General features: G+C 35.0%; 4 protein-coding genes, 1 rRNA gene and 1 pseudogene. 4 read left to right on the forward strand and 2 right to left on the reverse strand.

The window, feature by feature from the left end; translation table 11 throughout:
• Nucleotides 1-71: 71 nt before the first annotated feature.
• The 3 genes from ABGX27_02085 to tsaD are packed head-to-tail and all read left to right on the forward strand — an operon-like array spanning nt 72 to nt 3,168.
• Nucleotides 72-1,949, forward strand: coding sequence for a DUF3857 domain-containing protein (locus ABGX27_02085; GenBank protein ID MEO2068287.1), 1,878 nt, complete (start codon nt 72-74; stop codon nt 1,947-1,949).
• Nucleotides 1,946-2,191: a hypothetical protein gene (locus tag ABGX27_02090; protein ID MEO2068288.1), complete on the forward strand. Its 246-nt coding sequence runs from the start codon at nt 1,946-1,948 to the stop codon at nt 2,189-2,191. The genes ABGX27_02085 and ABGX27_02090 overlap by 4 nt, the downstream gene beginning before the upstream one ends.
• Nucleotides 2,191-3,168, forward strand: a complete 978-nt coding sequence (gene tsaD, locus ABGX27_02095) for a tRNA (adenosine(37)-N6)-threonylcarbamoyltransferase complex transferase subunit TsaD (protein MEO2068289.1) — start codon at nt 2,191-2,193, stop codon at nt 3,166-3,168. The genes ABGX27_02090 and tsaD overlap by 1 nt, the downstream gene beginning before the upstream one ends.
• On the opposite strand, the gene ABGX27_02100 is transcribed toward tsaD, so the two are convergent.
• Together ABGX27_02100 and ABGX27_02105 are read right to left on the reverse strand one after the other, a co-directional pair.
• A complete protein-coding gene (locus tag ABGX27_02100; GenBank protein ID MEO2068290.1) occupies nt 3,165-5,798 on the reverse strand; it encodes a BamA/TamA family outer membrane protein in 2,634 nt (877 codons plus the stop codon). The two genes, tsaD and ABGX27_02100, sit on opposite strands and share 4 nt — an antisense overlap.
• Nucleotides 5,788-6,000, reverse strand: a pseudogene (locus ABGX27_02105) (indole-3-glycerol-phosphate synthase TrpC). The gene ABGX27_02100 and the pseudogene ABGX27_02105 overlap by 11 nt, the downstream one beginning before the upstream one ends.
• On the opposite strand from ABGX27_02105, the gene ABGX27_02110 reads away from it, so the two are divergent.
• Nucleotides 5,999-6,212: ribosomal RNA gene (locus ABGX27_02110) — 23S ribosomal RNA — on the forward strand; the annotation flags it as partial. The pseudogene ABGX27_02105 and the gene ABGX27_02110 overlap by 2 nt on opposite strands.

Genomic DNA, 6,212 nt, shown 5'->3' on the forward strand with positions numbered 1-6,212 from the left:
TTCTTTTTGTCTTATAATTAGGATTAATTAAGATTTTTAGGTGTTAAATAATAGCAAAATAAGGAGGACAGATGAGGTTTCTATTCCTTTTCTTGCTTTTGATTCTATTTCCACTCAGAGTAATAGCCGCTACTTACGGCGCAGAAATCCTTTACGATCATTGTTTCGTTAAGTTTTTTAAGAACGGCAGAAAAATTTGGAGAGAAGAAAAAGCTATAAAGATTCTGGATAAAAGAGGAATAAAAAGTTTTGGAGAAATAGTTATCCCCTTCTCGTCAGAACACCAAAAAGTTAAAATTCTATACGCCTACACCGTTTTACCAACTGGAGAAACTGTACAGCCTAGCAAGAAAGCCTTTAACATAGTCTCACCTCCTTTTGTTCAAGAAGCACCTATATACTCAGATCTTAAATATCAAACAATCTCAATGCCCGGAGTAGTTAAAGGGGCAGTAATAAAGTACGCTTTCGAGATAGAAACCTTTAAACCTTACATGGAAGGAGAATTTTGGGCAACCAACTATTTTCAAGATGAATATCCCATAAAGGAAGCAACTTTTAAAGCTTTTGTACCTAAAGGGAAATACTTTAAGTTCAAGACTTATAACCTAAAGGAAAAAGAAGTTTCTTTTGAAAAACTGGAAGAAGGAAACTACATACTCCTAAGCTGGAAAGTAAAGAACGTTCCTCCTATAGTAAAAGAACCCAATATGCCACCTTTTGGGGAACTTGCAAAGAAGGTAGTTATAACTTCCATAGAAAACTGGGATAAAGTAGCCAAGTGGTATTCTGAACTTGCAAAAGAAGCTTTAAAACCTTCACCTGAAATAGAAAAGTTGGTTCAAGAACTGGTTAAAGATAAAAAGACAAGGAAAGAGAAGATACAAACCATTTACAACTTTGTGGCACAAAACATTCGTTACGTTGGAATGGAATTCGGAATAAATGGCTATAAACCCCACAGTGCACAAGAGGTTCTAAAGAATAGGTACGGTGACTGTAAAGATCACGCAACTCTGTTAATAGCTATGCTTAAAGTAATAGGAGTAAAAGGATATCCAGTTTTAATACCTACGATTTCCATCTCCAATATGGACAAGGAAGTTCCCATCCCAACTGCTTTTAATCACGAGATAGCTGCTATAAAAGTGGGAAACAAATTCCTATTTATGGATACAACCTCCGACAACACACCCTTCGAACTCCTTCCATTTCAGGATCAAGGAAGAAACGTTTTGATAGTTGATATTGAGAAAGAAAAAGCTATTGTTTCTGAAACTCCTATTGCTTCACCAGAAGAAAACGTTGAAGGTTTCAGTGGGAAGTTTAAACTATCTCCTTTGGGAGAACTGACAGGTGAGTTTAAGTTTTATTACAAAGGAGTTTACAGTTCTTTCGAAAGAGGAAGACTTTTATCTCTTGATCAAGAGGCTTTAAAAAGATATGTAAGTTCTTTAGCATCTAAAGTATCCCCTGGCTTTGACGTAGAAGAGTTCAAAACCTCGGACTACAAAAATCTTTCCGTAAAAGATGTGGAGATAGAAATCAAAGGTAAAGATCAAACGTACGGAACCTTAACCTCTCATTTCCTAATTGCAAAGTTTCCAACTCCTAACTACGAAAGAATCGTTTCATTGGTTGCTTCAAAAAACAGAAACTATCCTTACGTCGTAGGCTATAGAATGGAAAAAATCTCAGAAGTTGAACTTGAAATCCCTGACGGCTTCGAACTTTCCTTAAAACCAGAAGATTTCTTTTTCAGCAATAGAGTCGGCACCTTCGAGATAAAGTGGAAGGTGGACAAGAAAGTACTAAAGCTTTCCTCCAAAATGGTTCTTAAAAAGAGTGTAATACCAAAAGAAGAGTATCAGGACTTAAGAGAACTCTTTAATACAACAGTAAAAACCCTTAGAAACCAGATAGTAATTTTAAAGAGGCTGGAAAAATGAAGGAAAAAGACTTAACTAAGAAACTTGTTGAAAATCTTGAAAAGATACCTGAAGTAAAGAGAGTAGAAGTGGTTCCTATATGTGAAATTTATATAGACACCTGTATAAAAGTTTTCGTTAAAGAGAACTCTCAAGAGGTAAAACTAAAAGTTTCAGATGTAATAACAGAAATAGCTATGGAAGAAAAGGATAGACTCGGTAAGTATCCTGAAATATATTGGGATCTGGAGGTTGAAACTTAATGATCGTTCTTGGAATAGATACTTCATGTGACGATACTTCAATAGCTGTTTACGATGCGAAAAACAATAAAGTTCTTTCAAATATAGTTTCATCTCAGTACCAGTTTCATCAAGAATTTGGAGGGGTTGTTCCCGAAATTGCTGCAAGGAAACACGCTGAAAACATAGATGTTGTTTTTTTGGAAGCTTTAAAAGTTGCAAAAGTGTCAAAAGACGATATAGAACTTGTAGCAGCGACAAGAACTCCAGGTTTACTTCCTGCCCTTCTTGTAGGTTTAACCTTTGGTAAAGGTATAGCGTTCTTTAAAGGAATTCCATTCAAAGGCGTTCACCACATAGAAGCCCACATTTTTTCTCCTTTCATTGGTGGTGAACCTGAATACCCATTTCTTTCGTTGGTTGTAAGTGGTGGACACACGCTAATAGTTCTTGTTGAAGGAATAGGTAGGTATAAACTTGTTGGAAAAACTTTAGATGACGCTGTAGGAGAAGCTTACGACAAAGTTGCCAAAATGCTTAACCTTGGATATCCTGGGGGTCCAGTAATAGACAAAATCTATAAAAGTTATTCTGGAGAATACCTTGAACTCCCCAAACCTAAAGTTCCAGATTTTAACTTTAGCTTTAGTGGTCTAAAAACTGCCGTAAGAAGATTAGTTGAAAAAGGTTTTCCAAAAGACCAGATAGCTGCTTCTTTTCAAAAAACGGCAGTAGAGTACTTAGTTGGAAAGGTCAGGAAAGCAATCAAAGAGTTCAAAGTAGATAAACTTGCCGTTGCAGGAGGAGTATCTGCAAATTCTTTCCTTAGAGAACTTTTAAGAGAAATGGAAGTAGATGAAAGGATAAAGGTCTTCCTGCCAGAACTTCAGTTTACCTCTGATAACGGTGCAATGGTGGCTTACATAGGCTATAGAAGATTTTTACTTTTTGGAGAAGATCCACTAAACATAAATGCTCTTGCAAGAAGCTCTCTTTAGAATGGAAAACCGAACGATATGTGAAACCTTCCCGGTCCTTGTCCTTCGACTCTTTTAAGTTTATATCCGTAATCAAAACGCAAAGGACCAACGGGAGTAATGTATCTAAATCCTATTCCAACAGAAGAATACCACTCTGAAAACCTCAAGTTAAATTCTTTCGGTTCTTCGAAAACATTTCCAGTATCATAAAAAAGTGCAAGTTGAAGGCTTTTCTTTAAATTGTATCTAAGTTCAAAACTAAAGAAGCCAAAACAATTTCCTCCTATGAAGTTTCCATTTTCATCTTGAGGAGAAACTGTTCCGTATTTGTAACCTCTAATGCTTTCAGCTCCCCCAAGGTAGAACCTATCCTGAATGGGAATAGGACTATCCGCTATAGGATCTATTACTCCGCCAGCAACTCTAAAAGCAAAAACCAATTTTTCCCTTAAAGGCATTAGAAAAAGACTTTTTGATTCTACCAAGTAGTAATCTGTATCTCCTCCCAAAAAACCTCCTGAAACAGCAAGCTTTAAGTAGACCATATAACCTTTAGAAGGATTAGATTTACTGTTTCTCTTATCATAAGTCTGAGAAACGTACATCGATCTTTTAATAAAAGAGTTTTGGGTATTTATAGAAGTATCAAACACTTTCTCATTTCCTACTTCAAAACCTAAGGCCTGAAAAAGTTTTTTTCCCCGTTGGCGGTTTATAGAGAAGTTATGAATTATCCTATCTACCGTAAAACTTTCAAAAAGCTGTTCTTTTCTGATTATAGTGTAAGAAACAGAATAGTCCTTAGTAGGAAAAGCCACCTTTGTTATCCTGAAAACAGCATCGTAACCTTCTTTCTGCCTATAGTTTCCCAAAAGTGTATATCTCATACCCCAACCTAAAGGGGAAGTACTTGAAATAAAACCGTTGGTAGTAAATCCCGTATCTGTTCCAAAACCGACAAAACCTTTAACCCTAAGTTTAGAGGCTTCTTCTAGGCGGATTATTTCGTTAATACAGCCATCTGTTTTGAAGCTTTCAACGTTTACCCTTGAAAAAAGCTGGGTACGGGAAAGTATGGAGTATTGCTTTACTACATCTTCTCTACTATACAATTTCGATGGTTTAATAACTATTAATTTTCTAACAAGACTTAGTTTTGTTCTCTTAAGACCTACAACTATTACATAGCAAAATTTGTACTGAATTCCCGGTGTTACATATATGTAAAGGTAAACATTAGCAATTTCTTGCGCTTCGCTGATTTTTTCTTTTATTTTGACAGTAGCGTCAATATACCCCTTCTTAAGGTAATAGCGCAAAATCTTTTCCTTCAACTCTTTTACAAATTCTTTTGAATAGGGAATAGGTAGCTTTTGTTCCAAAAAAGAAATCCTAGCTCCTATTATCGAAAAACCAGTTATTTTATACTTCTTTCCTTTGAAGACTTTAAGAACTAGAGTACTTCCATCTAAATAGTAACTAACTTTTACATCCCTAAAACCTTCCCGTTCGAAAATTTTCTTTAACTTAACTTTGACCTTTTCAACTTTCTTCAAGGAAAAGACGCCTTTAGCCGAATTTAAAAAGCTAATGTCTTTACCCTTTAAGGTCGGACTTACTGCAACTTTTCTAATTACTACTTTTTTTCCCTCTCTTATAAGGAAGGTCAAAATGGATATATTCTGTTCTTCTGTAAATTCAAAGGAAACTTTTACAAAAGGAAATCCGTTATTCTTGTAAAAAATTTCGATATTTTTTTTAGACCTCTCTATCTCAAATTCATCTAAAGATTTAGAAGAAGCAAAAGTTAGTAATTTTCTTAACTTCTTTTGAGAAAAAGATTTATTTCCTTTAAATTTTACGACGTAAAGTTTCCCTAAATCTATACTTACAACTAAGGTTGTAGAAGGAGTTTTGTCGTTTATCTTGTAGTCAATAGAAACGTTGTAGTATCCTTGCTTCAGAAAATAATCTTCCAGTTCCTCTATCTTTTCCTTAATCTCGCTTGTATTGACAGCTTTTCCTACAAGTTCTCTAAAAGTTTTTTCTACCTTAGACTTAAATTTGGTGGACACTTTAATCTTAATAGTTTGTATGAAAAATAGAGGGCCGGGTATAACCCTGAACTTTACTGCATAGCCGTCAGGTCTCTTTAGAATAGATACCTTAACTTTGGCTTTCCTGTACCCAACAGAATGAAGTCTTAAAAGGATAAGCTTTCTCACGTTTTCGACTAAGGTTTCATCAAACTTTTTCTTTACCAAAATTAACCGTAAAGCTTCCAAGGAACTTTCTACATCATCAGGGATTCCTTCAAAGGCAACATCCTGAATTATTTCAGAACCTTCAATAAGAATTTTGTCCTTTTGTAAAGAAACCTTGTATCCAAGATACCTTAATACTTCGTAAGCAACTTTTTGACAATTCGTAAACTTACAAACTTTATCGGTTTCTTCTCTTATTTGTCTCAATACGTTTTCATCAACAAAAACTCCTGTTTTTTTGATTTCATTTGGTAATTCAGGAGTTGAATCCTTTACAAATCGTTTAGATTTACTCCAAAATATAAGACCAATGTAATCTGGTTTTAATTCTGATACATCAAGCATATTAGCACTTTCTTTAAGCCCACAAACTTTAAATTTCATTCTCAACAAGATTAATAAATTTATTAGCTAAATCATTTGGTGAATCAGATTTCATGAAATATTCACCAATTAGAAATCCATCAAACCCAGCTTTTTTAAGCTCAACTACAGAATCAGGATTATTTATACCACTTTCAGATATTTTAACAAAGTCTGAAGGGATTTGATCAATTATATTTAAACTGTTTTTTATATCTACATTAAAAGCTAATAAGGGTATATGGTGGATATCTTGGCAGTAAGAGGCGATGAAGGACGTTTGCTAGTTAGCGATAAGCCACGACGAGTGATCAAGCATGCTTTGACTCGTGGATTTCCGAATGGGGCAACCCGGCCAGTAGAAATACTGGATCACTGCATGGTGAGTTAAGTAGCCATGACAGAGCGAACGAGGGGAACTGAAACATCTAAGTA

The organism is Desulfurobacteriaceae bacterium, assembly GCA_039832905.1.
Lineage (GTDB): Bacteria > Aquificota > Aquificia > Desulfurobacteriales > Desulfurobacteriaceae > Desulfurobacterium.

What these genes read in the sequence shown, in the direction of transcription:
- ABGX27_02100 (MEO2068290.1), bottom strand. Translation starts at nt 5,798, where the DNA reads ATGAAATTTAAAGTTTGTGGGCTTAAAGAAAGTGCTAATATGCTTGAT.
- ABGX27_02090 (MEO2068288.1), top strand. Translation starts at nt 1,946, where the DNA reads ATGAAGGAAAAAGACTTAACTAAGAAACTTGTTGAAAATCTTGAAAAG.
- tsaD (MEO2068289.1), top strand. Translation starts at nt 2,191, where the DNA reads ATGATCGTTCTTGGAATAGATACTTCATGTGACGATACTTCAATAGCT.
- ABGX27_02085 (MEO2068287.1), top strand. Translation starts at nt 72, where the DNA reads ATGAGGTTTCTATTCCTTTTCTTGCTTTTGATTCTATTTCCACTCAGA.